A 26,906-nucleotide genomic window follows, 5' to 3' on the forward strand; every position below is an offset into this window, starting at 1 on the left:
GAAGCGCGGGTCGCCCAAGAAGTCTTGCACCGAGCGCGGCATCACCGCCTGCGCCACGCGCCGCAGCACGGCAGGGTGCGCGCCCAGCGCTCGCACGAAGGGAGAAACCGCGCGCGGGGTGGTGCGCGGGTCCCACAGGTGCATGTGCGCGTCCACGATGTCCGGCACCTCCGCGCCGCTGGCGCGGTTGTCGTTGAAGGGGGAGGTCATGCGGTCTCGGCTAGGTGAATGTGCTTCTCGCAGAAGTCGAACAGCGCCGGGATGGCGTACTCGAGCGCGGCAAAGCGCGGGTCGCGTGTCTCGCCCCGCAGGAAGCGCGCATACAGCTGCTGCGCCACCACGCCCAGCTTCACCAGCCCGAACACGTGGAACGCCCGCCACGCTGCTGTGTCGTGGCCCGAGAGCGTGCCGTACAGCGCGGCCAGCTCGGCGCGCGTGGGCATGCCGGGCAGGTTGGTGGGGCCGAGGCGCATGAGCTGCACGGGCACAGGGTCGCTCACCTCCACCCAGGCCGCCAGCACCGTGCCCAGGTCCATCAGCGGGTGGCCGCGCGTGGCCAGCTCCCAGTCCAGCACGCCAATCAGCCGCGTGGACGCGCCCTCGAACACCACGTTGTCGAACTTCCAGTCGTTGTGGATCACGCAGTCCGCGTCCTCGCGCGGCAGGTGCGCGGTGAGCCACGCGAGCGCCTGCGTGGCCTTCGGCAGCGGGCGCGTGGCGCTGTCGTCGAAGCGCTTGGCCCAGCCGCTCAGCTGCCGCTCCGTGTAGCCCACCGGGTTGCCGATGGCGCGCAGCGCGGGGCTGTCGGTGGCCGTCTGGTGCAGCAACGCCAGGGCTCGGATCAGGGCGCTCGCATATTCCCGACGCGTGTCCTCCGTGGGCTTCATGTCCGCCGGGAAGTCCTTGCGGAGGATGGTCCCCTCGATGTGCTCCATGAGATAGAACGGCGCGCCCAGCACCGCCGGGTCGTCCTCGGTGGCCACCACGCGCGGGGCCAGCGGAAACTCGGGGGCCACAGCTTCCAGCACGCGGCACTCGCGCGAGACGTCGTGCGCGCCCTTGGCCACGGCGCCTGTGGGCGGGAGGCGCAGCACCCAGCGGCCCGCCGGAGACGTCACGCCGTAGGTGCGGTTCGAGTGTCCGCCACGAAAGCGCACGAGCGTGAGGTCATGGGCCGTGACGTCCAGCCCTAGGTGGTCACCCATCCACTCGGCAAGGCGCGTCGGGTCCACGTCGTCGTACTCGGGCTTGCTCTCGCCCGCGGGCTTCCGGTCGCTCACTTCGCACCTCCGAAGCGGCGCAGCTCGTGCCGCGCGATGGTGGTCATGTGCACCTCGTCGGGGCCATCGTAGATGCGCGCGGCCCGCTCGTGCCGGTAGAGATACGCCAGGATGGTGTCGTCGGTCATGCCCAGCGCGCCCAGCGCCTGCACCGCGCGGTCCATCACGCGGTCGAGCGCGCGCGCCACGTGCAGCTTGATGGCCGCGATGGGCACTCGCGCGCCCTCGGTGCCGTGCGCCTCGATCTGCCGCACCGCGTCCAGCACCAGCAGCCGCGACGTGTCGATGTCCACGCGCGACTCCGCCACCCAGGCCTGAGCCAGCTGTCGGCTGGCCAGCGGCTTGCCGCCGCCGATGTCGCGCGACACCAGCCGCGCGCACATGATGTCGTAGCAACGCTCGGCCACGCCCACCCAGCGCATGCAGTGGTGCACGCGCCCGGGTCCGAGCCGTGCTTGCGCCAAGAGGAAACCGCCGCCCTCGGGGCCCAGGCGATGCTCGGCGCTCACGCGGCAGCCCTCGAACGCCAGCTCGCTGTGGCTGGCGTAGCCCGCGCCCTCGTCGCCCATCACGGACACGCGGCGCACGTGACGAAAGCCCGGCGTGCCGCACGGCACGATGAACAAGCTGGCCCGCCCATAGACCGGGCCCGTGGGGTTGGTGACGGCCATCACCACGCAGAAGTCGGCGCCGTGCGCGCTGGTGGCAAACCACTTGCTGCCGTCCAGCACCCAGCCGTCGCCGTCGCGCCGAGCGATAGTGGACATCTCCGTGGGGTTGCTGCCCGCGTGCCCCGGCTCGGTCATGGCAAAGCACGAGCGCAGCTCCCCGGCCACCAACCCGCGCAGGTACTGCTCCTTCTGCGCGGGCGTGCCGAACGCGTGCAGCAGCTCGATGTTGGCGGCGTCGGGAGCCTGCGCGCCGAACGCGTGGTGACCCAGCGGCGAGCGCCCCAAGATGGCGCCCAGGTGCGCCTGCGTGGTGAGCGGCAGCCCGAGACCGCCCACGTCACGCGGGGCCATGGGGGCCCACGCGCCGCGCGCCTTCACGTCCTGTCGCACCTCTGCGATGCCGGCGGCGAGCTCCTCGTGGCGGCCCGCCGAGAGCAGCGCCTCCAGCGGGAACACGTGTGTCTCGAGGTACGCCGTGAGCTCCTTGGCGGACAGCGGGAACCCGTGCTGGGAGAAATCGGCGAGGGGGTCTTGCATTCGTTCGGGCATGCTCGCTAGTATTAGCCGCATGGATAATAAGTCAACGTCCAGGTCAACGTCCGTGCTGCTGGTGGTGATGACGCTATTGGGCGCTGTCAGCTGTGGGGAAGCACCCAGCGACCCGCGCGCCCCCACACAGCTGGGCGTGATTCGCGTGGTGCCGGAGGAGCGCGTGCAGGACCCGAGCGAGTGGGGGGCCGAGCCTCGAGCTGGCCCTCGAGGCCGAGTACTGGGACCTCATCACCAACTCGGACCACGAGGCCTACCCCGCCTGGGACGAGAAGGTGCTGGCCTATCAGATGGCCAACGCGGCGGCGTCACCGCGCCTCGAGCTGCTGCGCACGGCGGGCGCCGTGTTCCAGGTGTCGCAGGCCTTCAGCGGGGACAACGTGAACCTGCGCTTGGTGCTGCAGCACCTCGACCAGATCATCGGTGGGGCCAGCAGCCTGCAGACCTCGCTCCCCAACCACCTGCCGGCGCAGGTCTTCTATCACAACAACTCGTCCATGCGCGGGCTCATGCTGGGGCCCGCCGAGGAGGGCATCGAGCACCTGGCGCAGCTCACGGCCATCGCCGGCAGCGAGGGTCGCGCCGCGGCGCCCTTCACCTACGGGATGATCCACGACGACGTGGCCGTGCAGTACGCCATCGACTTGAACGAGGGCTGCGACACGTTCGTGTGCATGTGGACCTCGCAGATCGCGCCCTTCAAGCCCATTGGCCAGCTCATGATGCTGGCCGAGCTGTACGCGGTGTCCGGCGACATGGAGGCCATGACGCGCACGCTCGACCGCGCGGACGCGCTGGCGGTGGAGCGCGGCTGGCCCTTCCGCGAGCGCATTACGGCGCTGCGCGAGGAGCTGCCCACGCGCACCTACGAGTCGGGCCAGAGCCACGGCGTGGGCGTCTTTCGCTGGCCCATGCCGGTGTACTCCAACGAGGTGAACTGCTCGAACTGCCACGTGGGCGGCCGCGCCGGCACCTCGGGCCAGAGCGTGGACCCGCCCTACGAGGGCCACTACGTGACCACCCCGTCGCCCGACCCGGTGGACCTCAGCCACCTCACGGCGCCCTGAGCGTCCCGCTCGGGGACGGAGGCGAGCACCCGCGGGAACCGGCATACTGGCGGCACCGCAACATTCTCACCCCGCACCCGTACGGACTCTCATGCGCAAGATCACGCTCGCTGTCTTCCTCCTCGGCTGCCTCACCGGCGCGCTGGCCACCAAGCTGGGCGCCTTCTCCCAAGCGGCCTCCGCCCAGACCGGCCCGGCCGCCACGCAGGCGGTGCTGGGGCCCGGCCTCTACGTCTTCCAGAACCGCCTCGACCGCGCCACCTGCGGCGACGCCAGCGGCTCGGGCTTCGTGAACTCCTACGTGGCCGCCGTGAATGGCATCCCCGGCAGCGTGACCATGCACATGGACCTACCGGACTCTCAGTTCTGGCCCGACTGGGAGCTGAACGTCACGTCCACCGGCCACGTGCTCGGCGTCTCGGCACAGGCCGGCGTGGCGCCCGGGCCCGACCGCGGCGACTCGCACTTCGACCTCACGTTCACCAACGGCCAGTTCACGGGCCGCGGCGCCCGCAGCTACATGTCCACGGTCAACGGCCAGCGGCGCCGCTGCACGGTGGAGTTCGACACGCTGCTGCGCCGCCTGGACCGCTGAGGGAGCGGCGCCTGCGGGCTCACCTCACGGCAGCACGCACACCTGCCGGCGCACCCGGTCGAGCCCGCCACGGCCGTCGCGCACGGCGAACTCGAAGCGCACGCGGGTGCCGTCGGCCGGGGTGCCCTCGAGGGGTGGCAGCCACTCCACGTCGGCCACGTCGTCCGCTTCGTCGATGAACGTGAACGTGCGCTGCATCTCGCCTGCGGTGGCGAGGCCCGTCACCTGCAGGGACTCGCGCACGTTCATGAGCTCGTCGTCCACCAGCGCGTCATAGCTCTCGCGCGCGTTGCCGGCGGGGGTCAGCACGATGACCAGCGGCTCGCCACCCTGGCGCGCCTCGGGCAGGCCCATGCCCATGCAGCCGGTGGCCGTGTCGGTGGGGGCGGGCACGCTGTCCCAGTCCTCGCCCTCGAGCGTGAGCCCCGCGATGCCCGGGTTGGCGTTCACCTGCACGTCACCACGCAGCAGCGTCAGCGTGGTGGACAGGATGGCGCCGTCGTCGTCCTCGCTGCTGCACGGGTTCACGCTCTCGCTCTCGAAGAGGTTGCCGAGGCCCGTGAGCGAGGCCAGGCGCCCCTGACACACGGCGCCCATCATCAGCAGCGAGTCGGTCACGCCCAGCGCGTCCAGCTCTTCGTCGCTGGGGATGTCCAGCTGGAAGGTGGGGTCGCCGGCCACGTCGTTGCCGCTGCGGATGCCCCCCACCAGGAGCGGCTCGCCTTCGTCATCGGTCTCGCAGAAGGGCACGCCGATGGTGGACTCGGCCGGCACGCAGAACACCGCGAAGAAGCTGACGGGCAGCTCCTCGGCGGCGTGCCCCATGAGCAGCGTGAGGTTCAGCGTCTCGCCCGGCTCGGGGCGGGTGCGGGCGGGGTCACCTTCCACGTTGAGGCGCACGCCGAGAGGCCGCGTCTTGTTCAGCAGCGATGCCGGGTCCAGCGTCTCACCGCAGCCCAACAACAGGAGACAGCCGACGAGCGTGGTGAGGGCCCGGTTCATGGTGGCGTTGGTCAGCATCAGAGCTCCCCCCGAATGCCGAGCGCCGGGATGATCGGCAGGCCGTTGATGGGCGTGGACTGGCTGTAGTCGAAGTTGTAGATGAGGCCCTCTTGGTTGGCCTGGTTGTAGGCGTTCTGGATGTCGATGAAGAACGCGAGGGTGAAGCTGGTCCAGATCCACTTCTTCTCGAGGCGCACGTCCAGGCGGTGGAACAGCGGGTTGCGCTGCGAGTTGGTGCGGCCGTCGATGGGCACGTACACGTCGTTCATGGCGTCGTAGACCGAGCCGATGATGGGCGTGCTGGGGTTGCCGCTCACGATGCGCACCGTGCCACCCAGGCTCCAGTTGCGCGGCAAGTTGTAGGTGAAAGACAGCGTGAGGATGTGGGTCTGGTCGAAGTCGAACAGGCGCCACTCGTCGTCCGGGTCGCTCGGCTGGTCCAGGCGCTCGCTGCGCGAGAGCGTGTAGCTCAGGTACCCCACGTAGGTGCCGTGGTCCGGGTTGATGCGCGCGCTCAGCTCCATGCCGTAGATGCGCCCGCGGCCGCCGTTCTCGAAGTACGGCTCGACGCCGCCCTGGATGGCCACCACGCGGTTCCACAGCGGCTTGTAGAAGCCCTCCACGCCCATGGTCATGCCGGGGTGGAAGTCCCAGTCCACGCCGGCACCGAAGTGCGCCGAGTGGATGGGCTCGAGGTCCTCGTTGCCGATGACGTCGTTGGACTCGTTGAACTCGGGCGGCTGGCTGTAGAGGCCGGCGGCGGCCTTCAGGCGCAGCGTCTCCGTGACGGCGCCCATGACCGAGAGGCGTGGGTTGAAGACCCACTGGTTGATCTCGCCGAAGTAGTCCACGCGGGTTCCCAGCACCACGCGCATGGGGCCCGCGTCGACGTTGGTCTCGAGGTAGAAGCCCGGGCGCACCACCACGGTGTCGAGCGCCACGTTGACCGTGTCGCGCCCGGCGAGCGGGCCCGCGTCCGAGCCGCCGCCCTCGGTCTGCCCCAGCTGCGGGCCATTGTAGGTCAGCTTCACGGGCGTGATGAACAGGTCGGTGCCCACCAGCAGGCGCACGTGTTCGCTGATCTGCATGCGGCGCTCGTAGCGCGAGTAGATCTGCCGGAACCTGCCGTCGAAGCCGAGCGACCCCAGGCTGAAGCGCGCCTGGATGGGGCCGAACGTGACGGCCAGCTCTTGCTCGGTGTCGGCGTCCACCTGGCGGTCCCAGATGAACTGCTGGTTGAAGAAGCGGCTGGTCAGGCTGGCGTTGCCGCGCGCGGCCGGGTCGTCACCGAACGAGTCCTCGATGTTCAGCGCGAAGCGGTCGCTCGAGCCGTAGAACAGCAGGCGCAGGCGGTCACGCGAGTTGGGGCGCCACGTCGCGAAGAGCTGGTAGTCGTAGTACACGGGCGCGGCCGTGACGCCGATGTCCTCGGGGACGATGGACTCGAACACCAGGTCGATGAGGCTGCGCCGCGCCGCCACCGCGATGGCGAAGTTCTCGGTGATGGGGCCCTCGGCGATGATGGAGATGTCGATGGCGCTGGCCTCGAGCACGCCATGGAATCCGTCGGTGGCCGGGTCGCGCAGGCTCACCTCGAGGATGCCGCCCGTGCGGCGCCCGTAGCGCGACGAGAAGTTGCCCGGGTAGAAGTCGATGCTCTCCAGCAGGCGTGAGTTGACGACGCTCTTGAGGCCGCCGAAGTGATAGAGGAGCGGCACCGAGACGCCCTCGAAGAACACCTCGCTGTCGCCCGGGGCCGAACCACGCACGATGAGCGCGCCAGAGCCGAAGGGGGGGCGCGCCACGCCGGGCAGGATCTCCACGGCGCGCAGGGCGTCGCCACCCGTGCCCGGGATGATGCGCAGCTGCTCGCCGCGGATGGTGCGGCGCGTGATCTCGCGCGGCGGGGCGTCCACCACGGCCACGGCGCCAAAGACCTCTTCCTCTTCGTCTTCCACCGGGGCAGCGGGCGCCGGCAGGCGGTACACCAGGTCGGTGGATTCGTTCTCCACCACGCTCTCCTGGTACGCCAGCGGTTCGCCCTCGCTGAGCGTCACGCGCACGTCGTAGAGGCCCGGCTGCAGCTCCTCGAAGGCGAAGCGCCCCTCCGCGTCGGTGCTGGCGCGCCGCACCACGGCCTCGTCCGTGCTCACGATCATGACCTGCGCGCTGGCCACGGGGGCGTCTTCGTGCGTGCGGATGACGCCCGTCATGCTGCCCAGCGGCGGCGCTTCAGGCCCCTCGCCACCCACGGCTGGCGCCGTGAACGGGTACGCATAGCGGATGCGCGCGGCCATGGGCTCGAGGTTCCGGCGCGCCGGCTCGAACACGAAGCGCTGCATGGCGGCGAGCGCGGCGGCGTCTAGCGTCTCGCTCAGCCCCTCCACCACGCGGGCCTCGCTGACGGTGCCGTCCACCCCCACGATGAGCTCGATGAGCACCGCCGGTGCCGTGAGCCCCTCGAGGGCACCGGGCGGCAGCTCGGCATCCACGAAGCGCAGCACGCGCGGCGGCGTGACCACGGGCGCGGGCGCGGTGGGGGCGTCGGCGGGCGCAGGCTGCGCGAGCGACACGGAGGGCGCGATCAGCGCGACGGCGAGGCACCCCGTCGTGGCGACCAAGCAGGCGAGCGCGTGGGAGCGGTGGGTCAGCACCCGCGCAGGATAAACGCTGCTGGTCTGCCGACAAGTCGCCAGATGTGACGGATGCGTGGGGACCCGTGGGCGTGGGCGTGGGCGTGGGCGTGGGCGTGGGCGTTGTCGGCGACGGCGACGGCGACGGGAGCGGATCTTCGTCGCCGTCGCCGACAACGACAACGACAACGACAACGACAACGACAACGTTCACGAGGACGGCGGACCCAGGCTGCCGAGGGTCAGGACCGGCCCGCCCACCTGCCGCTGCCACCACTCGCGCTCGTCGGGGCGGTGCGTCACGAAAAGCACGGTGCTCGCCGTCTGCGTACACAGCGAGCCCACCAACGCCAAGACGTGGGCACGGTTGTCGGCGTCGAGCCCCGCCGTGGGCTCGTCCAGCACCACCAGGGGCGGCACCTTGATGGCGGCGCGCGCCACCAGCACCAGCCGCTGCGCGCCGAACGACAGCTCGCGGAAGGCGTCGTCCGGGTGCAGCCCGAGGCCCAGCCAGGCGAGCCAGCGGCGGGCCCGAGTGCGCGCGCGAGGCCCCGGGGTCTCGTAGAGGCCGATGCTGTCGAACAGGCCGCTCATCAGCACGGTCTCCACACTGGCGCTGACGCGGTAGTCGCGGTGCAGTCGGCCGCTCACCAGGCCCACGCTGCGCTTGATGTCCCAGACGCTCTCGCCGGTGCCGCGGCGGCGCCCGAACAGCGTGAGGTCGTTGGCATAGGCCTGCGGGTGGTCGCCCGTGAACAGCTCCAGCAGGCTGGACTTGCCGGATCCGTTGGGACCCTCGATCAACGTGTGCTCGCCGGCGCGCACGGTGAGGTTCAGCCCGTCGAAGACCACCTGCTCGCCATACGCGATGCGTCCGTTCCACAAGGTGATCAGCGGTGTGCCGGGTGAAGAGCGCGGGTCGGTCTCGTGCCACGGGCCGTCGTCCACGGGCGGGCGCGGGTCGGGCGGTGGTCGCTTCCGCCGCGTGGGCCAGCCATGCGTCCGCGTCGCTGCAGGACACCGTGCCCCCGTGGGCACCGAGCAGCGTGACCTCGCGGAGCAGGTGCAAGGGCAAGAGGCGCGCCGTGTCGGGGTGCGTGGGCGAGAACGTGCCGGCTACCACCACGGGCATCCTCTCCGCCAGGTGCTCGAGCGCGTGGCGCAGCTCGCCACAGGCGGCGTGGTCCAGCCCCTCGAACGGCTCGTCGAACACCAGCAGGCTGGGCTGCTCCAGCAGCGCCCGCAGCAGCAGCACCTTGCGCGACTCCCCCGTGGACAGCTGCCGATAGCCACGCGCGAGCAGCCCATCCAAGCGGAACGCACGGCACAACGGATGCGCGACTCCTGCGTCACCCAGCAGCTGCCGCACCGTCCGGCCCAGGTCCGCACCGCCGCGGAAGTTGCTCTCGTCCTCGGCCAGCTCGCGCTCATAGAACGCCTGCTGTGTCTCGGCGGACAGCAGCCGTGCGCCAGGAGTGATCTCCGCCAAGCGCCGCGCCTCGTGGGATTTGCCGCTGCCGTTGGGCCCGGTCACCAGGTACAAGCCAGGGAGCATGGCGCGAGTGTGCGAGCCCAGGCCCGAGCGTCAACCGCTGCGGCCGAGCGCGTTCCTTGATACAACCTCGTCTCATGAGCTACCGAGACGAGCTGGAGGCCGCTCACGCGCGCATCGAGGGGTTGGAGCGGCAGCTGGCCAGCGGGGAGCCGCTGCGCGAGACCGAGACGGTGCGCGCGCTGCGTGACGAGGTGGACGTGCTGCAACAGCAGCTCGCGGCCCATCGCTCCATCGCGACCCACAGCCAAGCCAGCCTCGACGCGCAGCTCCGCTCGCAGCGGGAGGTCGCAGCGGCACACGCCGCGAGGGCCGAGGACCTGCTGGAGGCCACCAAGCAAGCGCTCGAGGGCCGCGTCCGAGCGGCCGAGCTAGAGCGCACCCAGGCCGAGCTGAGCCTCGAAGAGCTGGCGGGCCTCTCCCGCCCCACCGCGCTGCGCCTCTACCAGGAGCGCCTCGCGGCCGTGGTCGCGGAGCGCGCGCGGCTCGCTGCCAGTAGCGCCGCAGCGTTGGTTCCGCAGCCTGCCGCTGGTGCGCCCATGGAGGAACAAGTCCGCTTCGCCATGGCGCAGAACGTCATCAAGGTGAACCAGACGCAGGACGTCCGACTGGCCGAAAGCGAGGCACGCCTCACCCGGCTCTGCACCCTCCTCGAGCAACCACCGAGGGCCTAGCCACCCCTAGCGCCGCTCGTTGTCCAACAAACAGCTGTTGGCCGGGCACGTGTCCACCACGGTGCCGCCCGGCCGCGCGAACTGCTCGATCTGGTCGAGCACTGGCGTCTGGTAGCGCAGGTCGCCGTGGGCGCTGTTGTCGCTGTTCAGTTGCACGCTCCCGAGCGGCAGCGGCAGCACGTCGTCCAGCCAGAAGCTCACGAAGGCGCTCGGAACGCTGTTCTCCGTGATCACGGGCACGCTCCACGGCAGGTAGGCGCTCGAGTCGAGCGCGCCGAGGCCCATGTCCCGCGCGGCCATGTCCGACGCCGCGTTGGACACCTCGGTGTCGTAGCGCGACACCTGGAACAGCACGCGCCGGTTGGTGATGTCCACGCCGGGCAGCGCGTCACGCAGGATGTGGCTCACGTACTCGGTGGGCTCTGCCAGCGACCACACGGGCTGCGACGACACCACCAGCCAGTCGCGGTCCAGCTTGCGGCGGTAGGAGAAGCCCATCAGCACGTCGTAGCGCACGAAGTCGAGGCTGCGGCGCACCAGCGTGGCGTAGTTCACGGCGCCCACCTGCAGCACGTACGCGTCGATGCTGTCGGACAGCGCCGCGAGCGTGCCGCCCATGATGCCGCCCTGGCTGATGCCGTAGTAGTAGCGCGGGTCGGCATCGAGCGTCGGTCGCAGGTCGCCCGCTACGTCGATCTGCAGCTCGGCCAGGTCGGCGCAGGGCCCCCCGGGTGCGAACGCCTTCATGAGCACCAGTGAGTTGATGGTGCCCTGCATCAAGCGCTCTCCCATGGCGTCGAAGTCGCCGAAGTCGGTGAGCACGCCGCTCAGCAGGAAGGTCAGGTCGCCCTCGCTCAGGCCCCAGTAGTCGGTGCCGAAGCCCACCATGGCGCTGCGCTCCAACAGCACGCGCACGCCGCCGCTGCTGGTCTGGTCGCCGGCGCCCAGGAGGCCATGCCCGTGCATGATTCCGCGCGCCGGGCCGCTGCCCGCCATCACCCGGTCGCGCACGCTCGGCGGGATGGCCACCTCGAAGGGCGCCTGCGTGGTGCCGTTGAACATCACCTGCCCGCTCGCGTCCCGCGTGGCGCGCGAGCCCGCCTCGGCCGTGTCCATGTAGAGCGGCACCGTGAACGTGCCCCGCACGCGCCGGTAGAGCGTGTCGTTGACGTCGTTCTCCACGCCCGTGACCGTGCACTCGCCGAGGTCGTCGGTGCCTGCCGTCCAGCGCGCCTTGGCGTCGGCCCACATGCGCAGCAGGTCCCCGCGCAGGGAGTCGCCGCTCGCCGTGTGGAACTCCCACGCCAGCAAGAGCTCGCCGCGCGGCACGCCCGCCGTGTTCAGCCGCGTGAAGATGTCCTCCATGCTGGCGCGCCGCGCCTCCACTTCCGGCACGCTGGTGGGCTCCTGATCCCGCAACACGCGGAAGTATTCGCTGGGCAGCACCGTGGTGCCGTCCATCAGGCGCAGCCCCGTGCGAATGGCCACGATGTAACGGTGGTCTTCCCGCAGGCGCGTGGCGGGGCGCATGTAGAACGTGGTGGTGTCGCGGTCCTGGGCGTCCCACTTGTCGATCTCGGCGAAGTGCGCCACCAGCTCGCCGGTGGTGACGTCCAGCAGCAGCGTCTGCGAGGCGGGCAGCAGCGTGTCCGCGATGTGCAGCTCGTCGGACAGGTTGGCGTCGTCCAGCTTGCCCGCGAAGCCGGCCATGATGGACGTGCTCGGGCTGAAGCCGTCGAAGCGCTCCCACGTCTCCGTGCGCGTGATGCGGTTGCCGCGCCGGTCGCTGGGCATCTGATCGTCGGGCAGGTCCACGCGGAAGCCCGTGGCGGTCTCGGGGTCTTCCGTGAGGAACTGGCTCGAGGGCCACGGGAGGAGGCAGTGCAGCGGGTCCACGTTCTCGCAGCCGTCCACCACGGGGATGGTCCCCATGTCGTCTGGACCGGCGTCCACCGTCACGTTCACGTGGGCGTCGTTGCAGCCCGTCAACATCACGGCGGAGCACAGCAGGGTCGTGAAGAGGGGCTTCGGGGTCACGTTCGGCATGGTCATGGATTTCACGGTTCCTGCGCTCATGGGGTGAGCCGCACGGGCTCGACGATGCTCACCGGCGGGCCGTCCCACGCGGAGTCGAGGAAGCCGAACCAGGCGTCTGCGCCCGTGGGGTTGTCGGCGATGTCGGCGTGCGTGGCGGCCTCGGCGCCCGCGCCGTCCTGCATCCACTCCACCTGCACGGCGCCGGCCACCAGCGGGCCGCTCATGCTGCTCACGGAGGAGATGCCCAGGTCGGGCCGCAGCACGTCGCCCACCATGGGGATGTCCAGCGCGCGGATCAGCGCGAACTGCGACGAGTTGGGCACCACGTTGTCGCGCACCACCATGCCCAGCACCAGGCTCGGCACGTCTCCGCGCAGCCGCTCGCCCAGCACGCGCGGCGCCCAGCTGGCGCCGTCGCCGCGGTCCATCGCGGTCTGGAACATCTCGGCCACCAGCAGGCCGAGGCGCGGGTCACGGCCCTGCCCCGGCAAGAAGATGCCGAGCGCGCTCTGAATGATGCTCTCGCCGTTGATCACCACGTCGGACAGCCGGCCGCCCGGCACCACCAGCACAGCCGCGCTGAAGGCGTCCGACTGCGCCAGCAGCTGCGGCCCCATGATGCCGCCCAGCGAGACGCCGATGTAGGTGAGGCGCGCGGGGTCCACGTCGGGCTCGCCGTCGCCGTCCACGTCGGGGCCGCTGGCCAGCCAGCGCATCACCTGCAGGCGGTCGAAGTTGGTCTGGCGAAAGTTGTCGCGCACGCGCCGCGCGCTCACCGCGCCGTCTTCGAAGCCCAAGAAGCCCAGCACCGCGGCGATCTCGTCGTTGCCGGTGGAGGTGGGGTGGTCCTCGTGACCCAGCGCGCTGGTGGCCACCATCACGAAGCGGTGCTCGGGGATAAAGGCCGCCAGCCGCTCGCCGTGCCCCACGGCGCCGCCGCCGATGCCGTGCGCGAACAGGACGGTGGGCAGACGCTCCCCCGGTGTGGCGTCGGCCGGCAGCCAGGTGTGCACGGGCACGTCCCAGCGCGCGGTGCCTTCATAGGGCGCGCGCACCACGCCGTCGGCGTCGCGGTAGTCCCACAGGGAGGCGCTGGCGATGCAGTGCCGCAGCGCGCCCTCGGTGGTGCAGGTGGGCGTGCCGGGGGTCAGCTCGCTCACGGACAGCGCGCGGATGTCGGCCGCGATGACCTCGGCGTCGGTGGTGATGGACTGCGTGGGGAGGGTGTGCAGCGCGGCCAGCTCGTCTGCGCTCTCGATGACGCCGAGCTGCTGCAGCGCCGCGATGGCCGCCGCGTCGTGTTCATCGGGGCGAGTCAGGCGCGCGTGCATGGACGCGCTGCGCGCCACACACGGGGCCGCGTCCAGCCGCACGAAGTGGGCCACCCAGCGCTGCTCGGGAAGCGGGGTGAGCGGCAATGTGCGCAGCACACCGTCGGTGGGCTGCTGCACGTCCACGGGCCACAGCGTGGGGTCGCCCGGCTCGTCGCCTGCCAACACCACGATGCCCACGGGCGCCGCGGGGTCGGGCGCGCCCGTGAACGCCTGCACGCTGGTGAAGGGCAACGACCACTCGGTGTGCATGCTGGCGTTCACGCTCGCGCCGTCCACGTCCTCGAGGTCGCTGCTGGCCACCGAGCGGAACGCACGGAAGTTCTCGGCCTCGGGGTAGCCCTCGAGCGTGAGGCCAAAGCGGTAGCCCGTGGCCATGAGCGGGTCTTCCACCAGCTGGTCGCGGGTGGGGAACGCGTGCAGCGTGCCCGGCTCGTGGAGGTCCACGGCGCACGTGAGCGGGTCGGGCGGCACGTACGGTGCGCCGTCTCCGGAGCCGCAGGCGGTCAGCAACGTGGCGAGCGCCAGGGATCTTGCAGCGTGGTCTCTCATGCGGGCTCTCTCGTGTCTCACTCGGCTCATGGCGGACCGGGGGGGCCCACGCGTGAGCCGTGGTTGTCGTAGGCGTCCGTCACCTGCACTGCCAGGATGGGTGCGCCGGGCGCGTCGAACGTCACCTGTCCCAGCGCGTCCGTGGTCAGCGTGAGCACCGTGTCGGGCGATGGCGCGTGCGTGAGCACCACACGCAGCGCAGCGTTGCGCAGCGGTACCGGCCGATTGGAGGGCAACTCGAGGTCCATCAAGCGGTAGCCCTGCGGCGCGTTCAGCGCGACGGTGAGCGTCACGCGACCCGTATCCATGTCGCGCGTGGCGCGGAGGTCCAGCGTGGCCGGCACCACCTCGAAGGGGTCGCTCACGATGTCGAACGCGGCACCCTCCACGTGGAAGCGATAGCGGCCCAGCGGCAGCGCCGCTCGCGTGTCCAGCGTGTCCAGCGAGGCGCCAACGTCGTCGCGCGCGCCCAGCCACGGGACGGGCTGCCACTCCACCGCCCAGTAGTGCGTCTGTGCTTCGCCGGGGACGCGCACCAGAGGCATGGGCGTGTAGGTGACCACCACCTCGCTGTCGCTCACGGGTCGCCCTGAGCGACGCAGCGCCGGCGCGAAGACCCCGGCCGACACCTCGCGCTCGAGCGTCACGCGGGGGGTGTGGTGCAGTGGGTCGTCGCCCCGCCATACGAAGCGCGCCAGGCCACTGACGCGGGGCACCTCGGCGTTGGGCTGCGCGCTCGTCGCAGGACCGCTGCGCAGCCACACGTTGGCGGGCACCACGGGAGGGATGGTTCCCGCCATGGGGGGCGCGACGTCGGCCGGGAACGTCTCGCTCGGCATGGCCTGCACCACGCGTGGCGCGGCGCCGCGGGTGGCGTCCTCACGCTCGGGCGACATCACCAGCGGCCAGAGCGCAGCCAGCTGCTCGGCGAGGTACTCGCCCTCGAGCGGGCCCCAGAAGCCCACCGTGGGTTCGAAGCCGCCGCGCAGCCAGTCCTCGGGCCGCAGCAAGTAGCCGGTGTGACCCTGCGCGTACCCCACCACGATCGTGTGATCCGGCGCGACCGGCGACTGCTCTCGGACCAGGTCCGCGATCATGACCGTGGGCTCTCCCGGTAGCGTCCCCAGCACGTACTCGCCGAGACGCAGCGCCGAGACCACGGTGCGGGTCGACTCGCACACGGGGTGCGTCGCGTCGGTCTCGAAGTCGATGCCGAAGCCGGCGCCGATGAAGCGCGCGGCGACGTCCACGCGCAGGCACGAGCCGTAGGGCGCGAGCCCAGTCGTGCCCGGCATGGCGCCCGCACGCACCAGGGGAAGGCCGGTCTCACACAGCGCCGCGCCCACCGGCGCGTTGAACTCGTCGATGGGCGACAGCACGGATCCGTCGTCGTCGTACACGTATCCGTCGGCCACGCGTGTCACGTCGAAGGGCGCATAGCGCAGCGCGCCATCGCGGATGGTGAACGTCTCGGCGTCCGGCCCGAGCGCGATGGAGCGCGTCACCATCTCGAGCTCCAGCTCCGACACGAGCGCATCACCGGCTCGCTCCCAGGCGGCCATCATGACAGGCGCCGCCACGCGCCCGTAGCCCTCCTCGGCGAGCCACTCGTGGCACGCGTCGTCGGGCAGACCGGGCGACAGGCCGCAGTCGAGGCTTCCGTATCCCCGCGGCGACACGTCGCCAGCCGCGCCCTGGAGGTGCATCACCACCACCGGGTCGTCGAACTGCTCCTGCAACACACGCTCGAGTCCACCGGTCACGTCCGTGGAGGCCAGGTGGTTGTCCGAGTCGTTCAGGGTGCCGTGCACACCATAGATGGGCAGCACCGCGATGGGGTTTCCGTCGGCGCCGTCCACGCGGATCATCACCAGCGTGTCGTCTTTGCGCGGGCCACCCATCAGCTCGTCGTTCTCCGAGCGACGGTCCCGCGACAGCGCGTCGGTGGGGTCGAACGCACGGTCCACGAACACGCCCAGCTGGGCCGGTCGCTGCGCGTCGAGCGCCTCCCGCGCGGTCGCCTCGAGCACGCTCAGGAAGGCGTCGTACACCTCTCGGCGGAAGGGCGCGTTGCCGATCTCGAGGCCCGAGTGGCCGCTCTGCTGGCCCCACGCCGAGTGCGAGTGCGAGGCCGCGAGGATCACCTTGCCCGCGAAGTCGCGGCCCAGTCGCTCCTCCAGGTCGAAGAGCAGCTCTTCGACCATGAGACCCACGTCCACCTTCACGATCAGCACGGTCTCGCCGCCCGCGGTCAGCGCCAGGGCCTTGACGCGCGGCGCGGCCTCGATGCCCACCGACGGGGCGAAGGCCCCCGCGAACGGCACCTCGCGCTCGTCGGTCTGGCCCACCCGGAAGCCAACGCGCGTGTAGGCACCCAGCGCCGTGCCCACCGGCACATCCAGCACCTGCTCCGCCGCCCCGGCCGTCAACAGGCCCGCTTGCACCTGACCGCCTTCGTTCGCCGTCGGTGTCATGGGTCGAAACGTGCAGGCATCGAGTGTCACGGCGTTCGGATCGACCGGCGTGGGTTGGTCGCACGACAGCAACAGGAGCAACGATATGGACGCGAAGACGGCATGAAACGGGGTGCGATGGAGCATGGGGGAACCACTCCATAGCAATCAAGGTATCTGTGAACCTAGCGCGATTCGTGATTTCTTCTGCCAACAGAATGTTAGTTGGCTGACACGGCGTCCCGGCCCGTGTCCCCGCGCAGGGTTGACGCCCACCCCGTCCCCAAGGAAGCTAGCGGTCCACTGAACTTTATTCAGGAGCGAGGACCGAAGCATGCGCGACAAAGTGATCCGACAGGCCATGGACACCAGCCTCCGCGCGCTGACGCGCGTGGCGACGTCCGACTGGGTGGAAGAGCGCGGCCTGCGAGAGCCCGCTCAGCGGCTGGTGCAGGCGGGCGCGCGCAACGGCATCATGGCCGCGGGCAAGCTCATGGACGCGGTCAAGAAGCGCGGGCCGGCGCCCAAGCCGCGGGCGCCGCAGCAGCCGTTCGACCTGAACCCCACCGAAGATCAGCAGATGATCCTCGACATGTTGAAGCGGGTCTCGAACGACCTGCTGCTGCCCATGGCGCAGGAGGCCGACGAGGCCTGTGCCCCGCCCGAAGACGTGCTGGCGGTGGGGGCGGACCTCGGCCTCGGCAACTCCGCCATCCCCGAGGCGCTGGGTGGCGGTGGCGACCGCAGCCCCATGACCACCACGCTGGTGGCGGAGGCGCTGGGGCGCGGCGACATGGGACTCGCGCTGGCGCTGCTGGCCCCCGTGGGCGTGGTGAACACCATCGTGGACCAGGGCACCGACGATCAGCGCGCGGCCTGGCTGCCGCCGTTCAACGCGGACACGTTCACGCCCGCCGCGCTCGCCCTCATGGAGAACGCGGTCATGGCCAACCCGGCGCTGCCGCTCACCCGCGCTCGCAAGAAGGGCAGCGGCTACGTGCTCAAGGGTCAGAAGGGCAGCGTGCCGCTCATCAGTACGGCGCGCTTCTTCCTGGTATCGGCGAAGTTGGACGACACGGTGCGCCTGTTCCGCGTGGACCGCAGCGCCGACGGCGTGACCTGTGAAGCGGCCCCCAGCATGGGCCTGCGCGCGGCGGACCTGGGCACCCTCTCGCTGCACGAGGTGAGCGTGGAGGGCTCGGCGCTGCTGGGCAACGACAGCTACGACCACGCGCGCGTGCTGGACCTCGGCCGCATCGCGCTGTGTGCCCTGGGCGTGGGGCAGGCGCAGGCCGTGTTCGACTACGTGAAGGAGTACGTGAACGACCGTGAGGCCTTCGGGGAGCCCATCAGCCACCGTCAGTCCGTGGCGTTCATGGTGGCCGACATGGCCATCGAAATCGAGAGCATGCGCCTGCTCACGTGGCGCGCCGCGAGCCGCGCGGCGGCGGGGCTCGACTTCGCCGAGCAGACCTACCTGGCGAAGCTGCTGTGCTCCGAGAAGGCCATGAAGGTGGGCACCGACGGGGTGCAGCTGCTCGGCGGGCACGGCTACATCAAGGACCACCCCGTGGAGCGCTGGTACCGGCACCTGCGCGCCGTGGCTGTCTTGGAGGGCGCGCTCAGCGCGTGAAGGAGCGACCATGATCAACCTAGAGATCCCCAGCAAGCTCAAGCCCCTCGTCGAGCAGGCGCACGTCGTCGCCTCCGCGGTCTTCCGCCCCATCTCGCGCAAGTACGACACGGCCGAGCACACCTACCCGAAGGAGCTGGACATGCTGGCCGCCGTCATGGACGGCTTCAGCGAGGCCGGCGCCGGCGGCGGCGTGAGCAACGTGAAGCAGGGCACCCGCGACAAGGGCGACAAGAGCGTCCGCAACGGCGCCAACATGAGCACCGTGCTCGGCATGGTGGAGCTCTGCTGGGGCGACATCGGCCTGGCGCTGAGCATCCCGCGGCAGGGCCTCGGCAACGCGGCCGTGGCGGCCGTGGCCACGCCCGAGCAGAAGGCGCGCTGGGGGCAGGTGTGGGCCGCCATGGCCATCACCGAGCCAGGCGCGGGCAGCGACAGCGCCGCCATCCGCACCACCGCTCGGCTCGAGGGCAACGAGTGGGTCATCAACGGCGAGAAGATCTACGTGACCGCTGGCGAGCGCGCCACGGCCGTGGTGGTGTGGGCCACGCTCGACCGCAACATGGGCCGCGCGGCCATCAAGAGCTTCTTCGTGCCGCAGGGCTCGCCGGGCATGTCGCTGGTGCGCCTCGACAAGAAGCTGGGCATCCGCGCGAGCGACACGGCGGTGCTGTCCTTCAACGACTGCCGCATCCCCAAGGACAACATCCTGGGCAGCCCCGAGATCGATCCGAAGAAGGGCTTCGGCGGGGTCATGCAGACCTTCGACAACACGCGCCCCATCGTGGCGGCCATGGCCCTCGGCGTGGCGCGCGCGTCGCTCGAGGTGACCGAGACGTTCTTGAAGGAAGCCGGCGTGGACACGCGCATGCGCGGCTCCCGCTGGACGCAGCACGCGGCGGCGGCCGAGCTGCACCGCATGAAGGCGGAGCTCGAAGCGGCGCGCCTGCTCACGCTCAAGGCGGCCTGGATGGCCGACAACGGCATACCCAACTCGGTGGAGGCCAGTATGGCCAAGGCCAAGGCGGGGCGCACGGCCAACGAGGTCACGCTGCGCTGCGTGGAGCTGTGCGGCAGCACCGGCTACGGCGAGACCGAGCTGCTCGAGAAGTGGGCGCGCGACTCGAAGATCCTCGACATCTTCGAGGGCACCCAGCAGATCCAGCTGCTCATCGTGGCGCGCAACCTGCTGGGCCTGAAGTCCACCGAGCTGCGCTGAAGATGCGGTGGGTGAGGCTGCGCGTGTGGTCTCAGACTGCGCCCTTCTCTGCCGAAGGCCTCCAATTCAGGTGCAGCTTCTTTCGCGAAGTAGCGCAGTCCCGGAGGTAGAGGTTGATGAGAGTCTGGTAGGGGATACCCGACTCTTCGGCCAACGACTGGAAGTATGCGAGCGACTCCTGATCCAGGCGGATCGTGACGGACTTCTTGAGTCGCTTCGCATACGGGTTGGGCCTTGCGTTAGAGAAATCGTACTGCTTCTTCATACTCACCACCTTGCCTTGTACGCCCGGCGCTCGGTTGCGTCGGCCTTGCGCGCCGAGATCACGCGGATGACGTCACCGTGCTCTCGGATGCAGTGACACACGACGAGGAGACGGAGTGGCGCGCTCATCCCGAGGAGGACAAAGCGCTCTTCCGAACTCGAGTGCGCGGGGTCGTCGATGACTAGGCCAAGCTCATCGGCGAACGCGGTCTGAGCTTCCTCGAACGAGACACCATGCTTGCGGCGGTTCGAAGCGTTCTTGCGCTCATCCCACTCGAAGCGGAGGCTGACCATCCGCACATTGTACGTACGTTGTACGCGGATGCAATCCGCTGGCTTCAGGCGTCGTGGATCTGGGTCGACATCTTCGAGCGCGCTCAGCAGATCCAGCTGCTCATCGTGGCGCGCAACCTGCTGGGCCTGAAGTCGACCGAGCTGCGCTGACCCCGCTGCAGGTGAGGTACCCTCTGCGGGTGCCTCACCTTCACGCGACTCATCTCTTCGGTGCCTCCCGTCGTGCCTTCGCAGTGCTCGTGCTGCTGCTCGCGCTCGGCTGTGGGGGGGCGCCTGCGCCCGCTACCGAGGACCCGTCTGCGACAGAGCCCGGCGAGACGGCCCCCGCGGAGACCCCGCCCGACCCGGACTCGGATGGACTGGCCAGCGACGTGGACGCCTGCCCCTGCATGGCCGAAGACGTGGACGGCTTCGACGACGCGGACGGCTGCCCCGAGCTCGACAACGACCAGGACGGCATGCACGACGCCTGCGACGCGTGCCCCAACGAGGCCGAGACGTACCTCCATGCGGACACGCGCGAGGGCTGCCCCGACACGGCAGGCGTGGTGGCGGAGAGCGCCACGCTCGCGCCGGACCACACCATCTACTTCACGGCACAGAGCAGCCGCATCTCCGCGCAGGCGCTGCCCGTGGTGGACGCCGTGGCGCTCGTGCTGGCGGAGAATCCGCGGTTCGTGCGCGTGGCCGTGCAAGGCAACGCAGCCACCAACGAGCGCGGGGCCGAAGCGCTGGCCGTCGCGCGCGCCACCGCCGTGCATGCCGCTCTCGTGGAGCGCGGAGTGGACCCCGGCCGGCTGCTGATCGTGGGGCAGGGCAGCGACCAGCCCCTCGACCCGGGCACCACGCGCGAAGCGCACGCCCGCAACCGGCGCGTCACGTTCGTGGTGGACCAGGTGACCCCCGAGGAGCCTGACCCGAACGCGCGCGCGAGCGTGAGTGACTGCGATGTGCCCGCGCCGGTGGACCACTGCGCTGCCGGAGGGAGCGCTGGCGGCGGCTGACGTGCGCACGCGGCTGGGAACGATGGTAGCTTCGACGTCGTCACGTGACGGTTGTCACACACCGAGGAGGAAGCCAGTGCCCACGCCCCAGCAGTTGAAGGAACTCAGAGGCAGTCCCCGCATGACGGCGTTGGACGTCCCGAACCTGTCGGATGTCGTCGCGGACCTCGTGGAGGCGGCCGGCATCCCCGTGCCCGCATCCACGGGCGCCGTCACCGCTCCAGTCAGCTTGCTCGTCTTCTCTCAGGACGGGGCCACCACGCGGACGTGGCTCATCCCCGACGAGAACCTGGACGCCGTCAACCGGGCTTGGCTCGAACAGCTCCACGGCTCCTATTTCGAGGCCATGTTCGTCAACGACCTGCTGCCGGAGAAGTTCCAGGCCGCGGTGGTCCTCTTGGCGCGCGTCGGCGTCTTCGCGCTGGGTGGTCCCGGGGATGGCCTATACGACGACATCGCCGAGGGCTTGGCTGTCGACGGCATCACCATGCCCGCCGTGGACTTCCCGAGCATCACCGGAAATGTGTGGGGCGCGCACGACGCTTCTATCGTGGGGCTCCGAGGCGTACCGCTCACGCACTTCTACTTCGTTCAGCTCGCCATGTGAGCCCCTGTCGACGCCAGGCCGGGCTCACGGATCGCTGATCGTGCCCGCCTCGTCGAACAGCCGGTGGATGACCTCGTAGTTGGGCTTCGGCCGCGGGAGGCCCCGGCGCTCGAGGTACTTCGCCGCCGACACGCGCGTGCCGCGCAGGAAGTCCATGGGGCTCGCGGGGCGGTAGCTGCTGGCCACGAAGACCCACTGGCCCGCGCGCTGCTCCACGCTGCCCTTGATGCTCATGGTGCGCATGTTCCAGAGCTTCTCGTCGTGGAAGTGGGCCAGCAGCGTGGCGGGGCCGGGCACTGCCCCGAGCGCGCTGGGGATGGCGACAGGCATGGTCCCGGTGGCCACGTCGAGCGCAGGCTTCAGCTGGCGCACGCTCACGCCGCGACCCTCCGCGTCCTTCACGTTGATGACGGCCTCTTGGTAGGTGCCGAGGTCCTTCTTTGCACGCTTCCACATGTCAGAGCTCCAGCTTCTGCGGCTCGGCCGCGAAGTCGCGTGTGGGCCAGTAGAACATGCGCTCGGGCGTCACGTAGATGAGCAGGCGCATGTAGTACCAGTCCATCCACCGCCGCCCGAGCCACGAGCTCATCATCTTCCCGGAGGGCTGGCGCGCGAAGATGGTCTCGCGGAAGTAGAGCGTGAGCTCTGGCATGCTGGACATGTCGGTGACGATGCGGTCCTCACACACCGCGCGCCCCTGCACGAGCACGGCGCCGGGCTTGCTGACGCCGCTGCCGGTGGGCTCCGAGAACGACAGGCTCACCTGCGGGTTGCGCCGAATGTTGAACGCCTTCTGCGGCAAGCCGATGGACGTGGTGAGCAGGAAGCGCCCGTCCGGGAGCCAGCGCGCGCAGAGGGGCCACGTGCTGGGCGCGCCGTCCTTGCCGAAGGTGGTGAACTCGCAGGTGCGGTAGCGCCGCAGGATCGCCTCGGCGTCTGCCGGGATCGAAGTCATGCGCGGACGCTACGCTTCGCCGTCCAGCGGCGTCAACGCTGGCCGAGGCGCCTCCGCCGGGTAGCATGAGCGGGATGGCACCGCCTCAGCGTCGACTCGCGACCTACGCCGACCTCGTGGCGCTTCCCGAGGGCACGCGCGCCGAGGTGCTGGCCGGGGAGGTGCTTGTGTCACCGGCGCCGCTGCCGCGTCACTCGAAGGTGCTGGGGTCGGCCCGTCGCTTCTTGGGTGGTCCCTTCGATGACGACGACGGGCACGGAGGCCCTGGCGGCTGGTGGATCTTCGTCGAGGTGGACGTTGCTCTCGCACCGCACGACATCCTCCGGCCGGACCTTGCGGGCTGGCGACGCGAGCGGCTCCCTCGCCCCGGTGCGGCGCGTCCCATCGAGGTGGTGCCGGACTGGGTCTGCGAGGTGCTCTCGCCTTCCACGGCGGCGCGCGATCGCGTGCAGAAGCGCCACCTCTACGCCCAAGCGGGTGTTGCGCACTACTGGCTGATCGATCCGGACGCCCGTGTACTGGAGGCGCTCGTGCTCAGCAACGGTGCTTGGGTAGAGTTCGGGGTCTACGACGACTCGGCCACGGCGCGCATCGCTCCCTTCGAGGCCATCGAGTTCCCCGTAGGCCGCCTGTTCCTGCCGCGCGAAGCCGACGGGGAGTGATCCGCGCTCTAGCGTGACGTAAGGCTGCTGGCGCTCTGCTGCGCCTCGCGCTCGGCGGCCAGGCGCGCGTCGCGGCGCCAGATGAGGCTGAGCGCGGTTCCGCCCAGGAACACGGCGCTCCCCTGCCACTCGAGCGTGTGAGCGGGGTCGAAGAAGCTGATGAGCGAGAGCGGCGCGAGCGCCACGGTGACCCAAGCGAGTCGGCGCTCCATGGCCATGGTCACGGCCACGAAGAAGAACATGTAGACGCCCGAGCTGAGCGTGATGGCGTGCAGGGGCGCGACGCCCATCACCCAGCAGAGCGTCCACAGCACGGTCACGCCGCCCAGCGAAGCCGCGAGCAAGAGGACCGCGCGGCGGTCGATCTGCGTGGCCAGCAGCGTGTCGCGCACCTTCCACAGCACCCCGGCGTAGAGCGTGAGCGTGACGGCGGAGTTCAGCGCCAAGAGCGAGTGGCTCAGCACCAGTTGACCGCTCCGCACGGCCCACGCCACCGCGGAGAACCAGATGACCCAGCCCGCGCTGATGCCCGCCGCCAGCGGGGCACGGACGCGGGCGTTCCGCAGGATGTCCTGGTTGCTGCCCAGGTCCTGCAGCACCTGACGCTCGCGCTCGCGGTCCTTCGCCTCGTTGCGCAGCGCGCGGATGCGCTGCCACAGCGCGTCGTCTCCACCGGAGAGCCGCGTCATGGTGGCGGCTGCGGCGCGCCAGTCGCCCGCCCGCAGCGCGCGCTCCACCACCAGCCGAGCCAGGTCGGTGAGGGCGGCCTTCGCGCGGCGACTGTCGGGCCATGTGTGCAGCGCCTCCTCGATGCCGAAGCGGCACTCGTTCTCGATGCGCTGCGCTATGCCCGGATCGAGCATGCGCGTCTCGCCTTCGCCGCTCAGGCTGGCGCGCAGCCGCTCGAGGCGCGCGAGCGCCGCGTCCAGGATGGCGCTCGAGTCGCGGTGCTGGAGGAAGCCGGCGAGGGCCACACGCACCTCCTCGGCGCTGCCGTAGCGCTCGTCGGGCGCGCGCGCCATGGCCTTCTGGATCACGGCAGCGAGCTCCGCCGGGACTTCGTCGCCGTACTCGGGCGGGTTCCACAGGTAGGCCGACGCCATGACCACGTCCATGGTCTCGCCGCGGTGCGGAGGGCGACCCATGACGATGCGGTGGATCAGCGCGCCCAGCAGGAACACGTCGGTGCGCGGCCCGATCAACCCGCCGAGGGCCGCCGCTTGCTCGGGCGAGAGGTAGGCCGGCGTACCCATCACGGTGCGGATGTCGACCGTGCGCGGCACCCACGGATCGGCGTCCTCGTGGAAGCTCGCGGCCACGCCCCAGTCCAGCAGGTAGACCTCCCCGTGACGGCCCACCATCACGTTGTCGGGCTTCAGGTCCAGGTGCACGATGCCGCGCGAGTGCGCGAAGTGCACGGCACGGCACACGCGCCCCAGGATTGCCAGGTGGAACGCGAGGCGGTCGCGCATGCCGTGCTCGCTGGCCAGCGCGTCGTCGTCGAGCAGGGCGCGCCAGGCCACGCCCTCCACGCGCTTCATGACCAGCTGCGGATCGCCGCGGTCGCTGCACAGCGCGTGCACGGGGATGATGTTGGGGTGCTCGAGCTTGGCGCTGATCCACGCCTCCCGCAGGAACGCCAAGAAGGCCTCGTCGCCTGCGCCCGCTTCACGGTGCAGCGTGCGCTTCACGGCCACCTGGCGCTGGAGCGCGGTCTGGATGCCGGCGTGCACCACGCCCATCCCGCCCGCGCCCAGCACGTCGCCCGAGATGACGCCGCCTTCGTCGGGGTCACCCAGCCCCGCGAACGGGTCCTCCTGCGAGAGCTCGAACTCGCGCTCGAACACGCTGCGCGTAGCGCCCACGGTGCGCAGCGGCGCTGGCAGTTCGTCCTTCACGCCTTGGCCTCCGCAGCTTCTTCGGCGGTGGCCGGGCGCCACCACAGGTACGCGAGGCCCACGCCGCCGATGGGGCCCAGGCACGCGGTGTAGTAGAAGACGTGCTCGGGGGTGTGCGCCGCGCCGAACGCCGGCAGCAGCATGAGCGCGGCGCCCCACCACGTGCGCGGGTCCAGCACGGCGGCCACGGCCAGCCCCGCCAGCACGTACACCGCAAACGCCAGCACGGCGGTCTGGTGGGCCTCGATGCCCAGCACGGCCCCGCCCAGCCACAAGATGAAGGTCTCGGCGAACGCGGCGAACACGATGGTGAGCGCGCGTCGGTTGACTGCCGTGGAGGTCAAGGCGCGGCGCCCCACCGACGCGAGCACGGCCAGGAACATGGCGAAGGCCATGGTCACGTGCGTGAGCAGCGCGTTGGTGGTGATGGGCAGCGCCCCCGATTGATCGAGGTAGCCCGTGACCGCGTTCCACACCGACCAGCAGCCGCCGCCGGTCAGCGCCAGGCGGATGCGTAGCGCGCGGTCGGTGTCCAGGCTCTCGTCGGCCGAGAGGGCGCGCAGCGCCTCCACGTGCGCCGCGTCGTCGGCTGCCGCCTGCTCGAGCGCGCGCAGCCTCTCGAGGAGCTCCTCGGGCGGCGCCGGGTGGTCGTCCAGCGCCGAGCGCCCCGCCGCGACGTCCAGCGTGGCCTCGGCCTGAGCCATGCGCAGCTCGGCCAGCGCGCCCAGGCCCTTCTGCGCCTCCTCGCACTCCGGCCACGAGCGCAGCGCCTGCTGGTAGGCGAAGCGGCACGCGTCCAGCTGCGCCTCCGTGCTGGCCTCGTCATTGAGCGCCTGCATGGACGAGCGCTCGCTCATGCTGGCGCGCGCGAACGCGATCTCCTCGCGCAGCGCGTCGGCCTTGGTGGTCAGCAGAAGCGCTGGCCGGTGCTCGAGGAACAGCTCGAGCGCATGACGGAACGCGTCCACGTCCGGAAAGCGGTCGGCCGGGGCACGCAAAGCGCACGGCGCGCGATGGCGCGCAGCTCCTCCGGCACGCTCGCGTCGAATACCGGCGGCTCGGCCCGATGCGAGCTGACCAGCGACGCCACCAGCGACGTGTGCGGGCTCAGGTGCGGCGGGTGGCCCGTGATGATCTCGTGCAGGATCGCGCCCAGCAGGTACACGTCGGTCGTGGGGCCGAAGCTCGCGCCGTGCGCGGTGGCCTGCTCGGGCGAGAGGTAGCCGAGCGTGCCGCACACGTGCGTGATGCTGTCCGTCTTCGTGATGAAGTCGGGCGCCAGGCTCGTGTCGAACGCGGCGGCCACGCCCCAGTCCAGCAACACCACCTCGCCGTGCTCGCCCACCATCACGTTGTCGGGCTTGAGGTCCAGGTGCAGCACGCCGCGGCTGTGGGCGAAGTGCACCGCGCGGCAGACCTCCACCAGCACCCCGATGGGCTCCACCCAGCGTGCGTCTCCGGGGGCGAGGCGTTGGTCGCGCAGGAGCTCGGTCCACACGCGGCCGTACACGCGCTTCATCACGATCAGCGGCTCGCTGCCGTCGCGCGAGAGCGTGTGGATGGGCAGGATGTTGGGGTGCTCGAGGGACCCCGCGATCCACGCCTCGCGCAGCATGGCCTGGTGCGTCTCTTCGCTGGCGTCCCCGCGCGCGCGCTTCACGGCCACCTCGCGGCGCAGACGGTGCTGCACGGCGCTGCGCACCTCGCCCATGCCGCCGGTGGCGATCAGGTCGCCGAGCGCCACCAGCCCCTCGGCGGCGTTGGCGATGTCCAGCACCGCGCGGCCCCCGAGCGCGCGCCCCAGCGTCACGCCGGCCCGGCAGTTGATGGTGGCCAGGCCCAGGGTCTGGTAGCGCGCGCCGAGCGGCGCGTCGGCCTGCGCGATCTCGGTCACGGGCACGGGCGTGAGGTCGTCCACCTCGGTGGTCCGGTCGTGCGCGGGGCGGAGCCTCTGGGTCGGGGGGGAGTCCATCG

General features: G+C 70.6%; 23 protein-coding genes and 1 pseudogene. 8 read left to right on the plus strand and 16 right to left on the minus strand.

What is annotated here, in order from left to right; all coding sequences use genetic code 11:
* Positions 1 to 206: 206 nt before the first annotated feature.
* Together IPI43_04450 and IPI43_04455 are read right to left on the minus strand one after the other, a co-directional pair.
* Entirely contained in the window at positions 207 to 1,280 is a 1,074-nt protein-coding gene (locus IPI43_04450) for a phosphotransferase family protein (GenBank protein MBK7773377.1), read from the minus strand.
* On the minus strand, positions 1,277 to 2,488 hold the full coding sequence (locus IPI43_04455) for an acyl-CoA dehydrogenase family protein (protein ID MBK7773378.1): 1,212 nt from the start codon (positions 2,486 to 2,488) through the stop codon (positions 1,277 to 1,279). The genes IPI43_04450 and IPI43_04455 overlap by 4 nt, the downstream gene beginning before the upstream one ends.
* Positions 2,489 to 2,775: 287 nt before the next feature.
* Between IPI43_04455 and IPI43_04460 the strand changes: the two genes are divergently transcribed.
* Both IPI43_04460 and IPI43_04465 read left to right on the plus strand, forming a co-directional pair.
* Positions 2,776 to 3,567 carry a hypothetical protein gene (locus tag IPI43_04460; protein ID MBK7773379.1) on the plus strand — a complete coding sequence of 264 codons (792 nt, stop codon included), beginning with the start codon at positions 2,776 to 2,778 and terminating at the stop codon, positions 3,565 to 3,567.
* 91 nt (positions 3,568 to 3,658) lie between these two features.
* Positions 3,659 to 4,162: a hypothetical protein gene (locus IPI43_04465; GenBank protein ID MBK7773380.1), complete on the plus strand. Its 504-nt coding sequence runs from the start codon at positions 3,659 to 3,661 to the stop codon at positions 4,160 to 4,162.
* A 24-nt stretch (positions 4,163 to 4,186) separates the two neighbouring features.
* Here the strand turns inward: IPI43_04465 and IPI43_04470 are convergent, their stop codons facing one another.
* The 4 genes and pseudogenes from IPI43_04470 to IPI43_04485 all read right to left on the minus strand — a co-directional run bounded on the left by IPI43_04470 (position 4,187) and on the right by IPI43_04485 (position 9,352).
* The gene (locus IPI43_04470; protein ID MBK7773381.1) at positions 4,187 to 5,182 is read right to left on the minus strand and encodes a hypothetical protein; all 996 of its coding nucleotides are present in this window, start codon (positions 5,180 to 5,182) and stop codon (positions 4,187 to 4,189) included.
* Positions 5,182 to 7,818: a TonB-dependent receptor gene (locus IPI43_04475; GenBank protein MBK7773382.1), complete on the minus strand. Its 2,637-nt coding sequence runs from the start codon at positions 7,816 to 7,818 to the stop codon at positions 5,182 to 5,184. Before IPI43_04475 ends, IPI43_04470 begins: the two co-directional genes overlap by 1 nt.
* Before the next feature lie 189 nt (positions 7,819 to 8,007).
* A complete protein-coding gene (locus tag IPI43_04480) occupies positions 8,008 to 8,745 on the minus strand; it encodes an ATP-binding cassette domain-containing protein (GenBank protein MBK7773383.1) in 738 nt (245 codons plus the stop codon).
* 247 nt (positions 8,746 to 8,992) lie between these two features.
* Positions 8,993 to 9,352: pseudogene (locus tag IPI43_04485) on the minus strand (ATP-binding cassette domain-containing protein).
* Positions 9,353 to 9,426: 74 nt separating this feature from the next.
* Here IPI43_04485 and IPI43_04490 point away from each other — a divergent pair.
* Complete coding sequence (locus IPI43_04490; protein MBK7773384.1) at positions 9,427 to 10,023, plus strand: hypothetical protein; 597 nt, start codon at positions 9,427 to 9,429, stop codon at positions 10,021 to 10,023.
* 6 nt (positions 10,024 to 10,029) lie between these two features.
* Here the strand turns inward: IPI43_04490 and IPI43_04495 are convergent, their stop codons facing one another.
* The 3 genes from IPI43_04495 to IPI43_04505 are packed head-to-tail and all read right to left on the minus strand — an operon-like array spanning position 10,030 to position 16,417.
* A complete protein-coding gene (locus IPI43_04495) occupies positions 10,030 to 12,075 on the minus strand; it encodes a hypothetical protein (GenBank protein MBK7773385.1) in 2,046 nt (681 codons plus the stop codon).
* A 20-nt stretch (positions 12,076 to 12,095) separates the two neighbouring features.
* Positions 12,096 to 13,943 carry a hypothetical protein gene (locus IPI43_04500; protein MBK7773386.1) on the minus strand — a complete coding sequence of 616 codons (1,848 nt, stop codon included), beginning with the start codon at positions 13,941 to 13,943 and terminating at the stop codon, positions 12,096 to 12,098.
* A 26-nt stretch (positions 13,944 to 13,969) separates the two neighbouring features.
* Positions 13,970 to 16,417 carry a neutral/alkaline non-lysosomal ceramidase N-terminal domain-containing protein gene (locus IPI43_04505; protein ID MBK7773387.1) on the minus strand — a complete coding sequence of 816 codons (2,448 nt, stop codon included), beginning with the start codon at positions 16,415 to 16,417 and terminating at the stop codon, positions 13,970 to 13,972.
* 313 nt (positions 16,418 to 16,730) lie between these two features.
* Here IPI43_04505 and IPI43_04510 point away from each other — a divergent pair, with 313 nt between their 5' ends.
* Both IPI43_04510 and IPI43_04515 read left to right on the plus strand, forming a co-directional pair.
* Positions 16,731 to 18,029: an acyl-CoA dehydrogenase family protein gene (locus tag IPI43_04510; GenBank protein ID MBK7773388.1), complete on the plus strand. Its 1,299-nt coding sequence runs from the start codon at positions 16,731 to 16,733 to the stop codon at positions 18,027 to 18,029.
* 10 nt (positions 18,030 to 18,039) lie between these two features.
* A complete protein-coding gene (locus IPI43_04515; GenBank protein ID MBK7773389.1) occupies positions 18,040 to 19,248 on the plus strand; it encodes an acyl-CoA dehydrogenase family protein in 1,209 nt (402 codons plus the stop codon).
* A gap of 31 nt (positions 19,249 to 19,279) precedes the next feature.
* Here the strand turns inward: IPI43_04515 and IPI43_04520 are convergent, their stop codons facing one another.
* A complete protein-coding gene (locus tag IPI43_04520; protein ID MBK7773390.1) occupies positions 19,280 to 19,513 on the minus strand; it encodes a BrnA antitoxin family protein in 234 nt (77 codons plus the stop codon).
* A gap of 2 nt (positions 19,514 to 19,515) precedes the next feature.
* Positions 19,516 to 19,806, minus strand: coding sequence for a BrnT family toxin (locus IPI43_04525; GenBank protein MBK7773391.1), 291 nt, complete (start codon positions 19,804 to 19,806; stop codon positions 19,516 to 19,518).
* 179 nt (positions 19,807 to 19,985) lie between these two features.
* On the opposite strand from IPI43_04525, the gene IPI43_04530 reads away from it, so the two are divergent.
* Positions 19,986 to 20,810, plus strand: a complete 825-nt coding sequence (locus IPI43_04530; protein MBK7773392.1) for an OmpA family protein — start codon at positions 19,986 to 19,988, stop codon at positions 20,808 to 20,810.
* Positions 20,811 to 20,931: 121 nt separating this feature from the next.
* Positions 20,932 to 21,417, plus strand: a complete 486-nt coding sequence (locus IPI43_04535) for a hypothetical protein (GenBank protein MBK7773393.1) — start codon at positions 20,932 to 20,934, stop codon at positions 21,415 to 21,417.
* A 24-nt stretch (positions 21,418 to 21,441) separates the two neighbouring features.
* Here IPI43_04535 and IPI43_04540 read toward each other — a convergent pair whose 3' ends face one another.
* Entirely contained in the window at positions 21,442 to 21,873 is a 432-nt protein-coding gene (locus IPI43_04540) for a hypothetical protein (GenBank protein MBK7773394.1), read from the minus strand.
* Between the two features lies 1 nt (position 21,874).
* A complete protein-coding gene (locus IPI43_04545) occupies positions 21,875 to 22,372 on the minus strand; it encodes a pyridoxamine 5'-phosphate oxidase family protein (protein ID MBK7773395.1) in 498 nt (165 codons plus the stop codon).
* A gap of 74 nt (positions 22,373 to 22,446) precedes the next feature.
* On the opposite strand from IPI43_04545, the gene IPI43_04550 reads away from it, so the two are divergent.
* A complete protein-coding gene (locus IPI43_04550) occupies positions 22,447 to 23,034 on the plus strand; it encodes a Uma2 family endonuclease (protein ID MBK7773396.1) in 588 nt (195 codons plus the stop codon).
* Positions 23,035 to 23,042: 8 nt separating this feature from the next.
* Here IPI43_04550 and IPI43_04555 read toward each other — a convergent pair whose 3' ends face one another.
* The 3 genes from IPI43_04555 to IPI43_04565 are packed head-to-tail and all read right to left on the minus strand — an operon-like array spanning position 23,043 to position 26,904.
* Positions 23,043 to 24,932 (minus strand): serine/threonine protein kinase, encoded by a 1,890-nt coding sequence (locus IPI43_04555; GenBank protein MBK7773397.1) that lies wholly within the window; start codon positions 24,930 to 24,932, stop codon positions 23,043 to 23,045.
* Entirely contained in the window at positions 24,929 to 25,900 is a 972-nt protein-coding gene (locus IPI43_04560; protein ID MBK7773398.1) for a hypothetical protein, read from the minus strand. The genes IPI43_04555 and IPI43_04560 overlap by 4 nt, the downstream gene beginning before the upstream one ends.
* Positions 25,840 to 26,904, minus strand: coding sequence for a serine/threonine protein kinase (locus IPI43_04565; GenBank protein ID MBK7773399.1), 1,065 nt, complete (start codon positions 26,902 to 26,904; stop codon positions 25,840 to 25,842). The genes IPI43_04560 and IPI43_04565 overlap by 61 nt, the downstream gene beginning before the upstream one ends.
* Positions 26,905 to 26,906 lie beyond the last annotated feature (2 nt).

The organism is Sandaracinaceae bacterium (genome assembly GCA_016706685.1).
GTDB lineage: Bacteria > Myxococcota_A > Polyangia > Polyangiales > Houyiibacteriaceae > JADJJE01.